This window comes from Methylophaga sp. UBA4204 (assembly GCF_002379485.1).
In the GTDB taxonomy this organism is placed as follows: Bacteria; Pseudomonadota; Gammaproteobacteria; order Nitrosococcales; family Methylophagaceae; genus Methylophaga.
The window spans coordinates 1-2,440 of the sequence record NZ_DFTU01000063.1; the positions used below are offsets into that span (position 1 = coordinate 1).

Here is a 2,440-nt window from a genome sequence, read left to right on the forward strand (position 1 = left end):
TAATGGATTGTGCCCGAGAAAATGCACATTTTGTCCAATTTTACGACCTTGCATATAAGCCTGGAATTGCGCTTTATACACTTTGCCAAACGGTAAAAAGGCTTTCCAACGGGCGAAACGGTTACCCAAAAAAGCCCAGACAAATCGGGCCAGTAAGTTGATCACAAACACATAACCCACCCAGATATGAGTGGCTTTAAGTAGGATTTTGCCATCATCAGTAACGCCCAAATCCTTACTGAACATCAACACTAAACCAATTGCCAGTAATCCCAGAATCGCCAGCACATTTATCCAGTGAAATAAACGAACGCCTCCATCCCATACCGGATAAGCTTTTAAGGTTGATTGTGCCATTATTATGTTCCTTACATTTATCAATTAACCCGTAGCTTAAGCTTGTTTACTTAAATTAATATTAACTACGTTAAAGTGTACTAAATCAGCTTGTACGACAGTAATCACCTTCCCATTTCTGTAAAAATGGCGTGATTTTTTTATGAAGCTTCAGATGGTTCTGCCACCAGTCTTTGAGAAATAGCAGCAATATCTGCGGTTCGTTATCTCTCAAGCCCAGACGGCATTGAATATCAAACTCATCCATTATTTTTGCTTCATCCAGCCGATATTGCTTAAGCAAAGGGCTTTCCAAGGCGTGCAAAATACCTTCTTCAGTTTTGAAATGAAAATTCAGATAGCTTTTCAATACATTGACGGTAGGCATCAGATCTCGCAACCCATAGCCCTGCTGAATAAAATAATGCAGTGAATTGATTATCGCCACCGCTCCACGATGCTGTTCATCAATGATCGGCTCGCCTTGCTGAAACGCATCCTGCCAGACGATATAGAGTGGTTTTGTCAGTTTTTCCATCTCAGACCGCTATGGGCGCTTTAATATGTGGCTGTGCCACATAATCAACTATTTCAAAATCCTCAAAACGGTAATCCAGAATAGAGGCCGGTTTTCGATGAATTTTCAGTTTTGGCAACGGACCTGGAGTACGTTGTAACTGCGTTTCGACCTGATCGAAGTGATTGCTGTAGATATGTGCATCGCCAATACTCAGCACGATTTCGCCAACATCTAAATCGCATTGCTGAGCCAGCATATGCGTTAGAAAGGCTAATGAAGCCGTGTTATAAGGATTGCCAAGAAACAAATCGTTGGAGCGGATATACAGCGACGCGCTGAGTTTGCCGTTGGCGACATAAAACTGGTAAAGAACATGGCATGGTGGCAACGCCATTCGGCCTGCTGCGGCATTTTCCCAGGGCTTTTGTTTTTCGTCCGGTAACAGGGCGACATTCCAGCCGTTGATAATATGCCGACGGCTATCGGGGTTACTTTTCAGCCCCTCGACTAATGCCAGAATCTGATCATAGGTTTTACCATCAGCACCTTGCCAGTTACGCCATTGTGCGCCATATACTGGCCCAAGTTCACCCTCTGGAGTGGCCCATTCATCCCAAATCGAGACGCCGTTCTCTTTGAGATAACGAATATTGGTTTCGCCACTGAGAAACCACAGAAGTTCGTGCAGAATGCTGCGAATATGCAGTTTTTTTGTGGTCAGTAACGGAAAACCTTCCGCCAAATCATAACGCACCTGCCGACCAAATACTGAGCGGGTTCCGGTACCGGTTCGGTCACCTTTGTCAGTTCCGTTTTCCATCACATCGCGAAGTAAATCGAGATATTGTTTCATGCTTGATTACTCGTTTATTGCCGTGCCGCTACTGTAAACCATAAGCGCTTTTTTCGCACTGACTGCGGGTTAGTTTGTCGGATCAAAACCCTTTTTAAAAACATTCAACCTCTAAAGTTTATTTTGCGTCGTCTGAGAGGCCATATTTTTGCATACGATATAGCAAGGTATCGCGTGTAATGCCTAATAGTCTTGCGGCTTTGGAGCGGTTACCAGCGGCCATTTCCAATGCCTGTTCAATCAAATCAAGTTCAATTTGTGCCAAATCAATTCCGGTTGGTGGAATAGAGAACTGCTGAGGTGTGACAGCGGAATTTTGCAGCATTTCCGGGGGCAAATCGGTGAGTTGCAGCATGCTTCCCGGTTGTAACAAACTGAGGCGCTGGCAGAAGTTCGATAATTCACGCACATTACCGGGCCAATTATATCGCTGCAATTGTTGAATCACTTCTTTGGAAAACCGCAACGGCGCATTATTGCCAGCAAACTGTTTGGCGAAATAGGTTAATAACAATGGAATATCTTCACTGCGATGATTCAACGGTGGTAATTCCAGTGGCACAACCTGCAGACGATAATAGAGATCAGCGCGGAACCGTCCGGCTTTGACTTCGGCAGGTAAATCCACACTGGTAGCGGCCAGAATACGTGCATCAATAAGATGCAGCTTATGACTGCCGGCCAGCTGGCATTCACCGGCTTCGAGAAATCGCAGTACTTTTGCCTGCACC

The 2,440-nt window shown here is 44.9% G+C and carries 4 protein-coding genes; all 4 read right to left on the reverse strand.

What is annotated here, in order from left to right:
* The coding region (locus B3182_RS09170; protein WP_292752470.1) for a cytochrome b/b6 domain-containing protein at nt 1–357 on the reverse strand (357 nt) is incomplete at its 3' end.
* Nucleotides 358–442: 85 nt separating this feature from the next.
* A complete protein-coding gene (locus B3182_RS09175; protein WP_292358323.1) occupies nt 443–874 on the reverse strand; it encodes a bacteriohemerythrin in 432 nt (143 codons plus the stop codon).
* Between the two features lies 1 nt (nt 875).
* Nucleotides 876–1,709: a thymidylate synthase gene (locus B3182_RS09180; protein WP_292358325.1), complete on the reverse strand. Its 834-nt coding sequence runs from the start codon at nt 1,707–1,709 to the stop codon at nt 876–878.
* Nucleotides 1,710–1,827: 118 nt separating this feature from the next.
* Nucleotides 1,828–2,440: helix-turn-helix domain-containing protein (locus B3182_RS09185; RefSeq protein WP_292752473.1), on the reverse strand; the 613-nt coding region annotated here is incomplete at its 5' end.

Bases quoted from the DNA above. Each gene is read 5' to 3' on its own strand.
- B3182_RS09175 (WP_292358323.1), bottom strand. From the start codon at position 874: ATGGAAAAACTGACAAAACCACTCTATATCGTCTGGCAGGATGCGTTT.
- B3182_RS09180 (WP_292358325.1), bottom strand. From the start codon at position 1,709: ATGAAACAATATCTCGATTTACTTCGCGATGTGATGGAAAACGGAACT.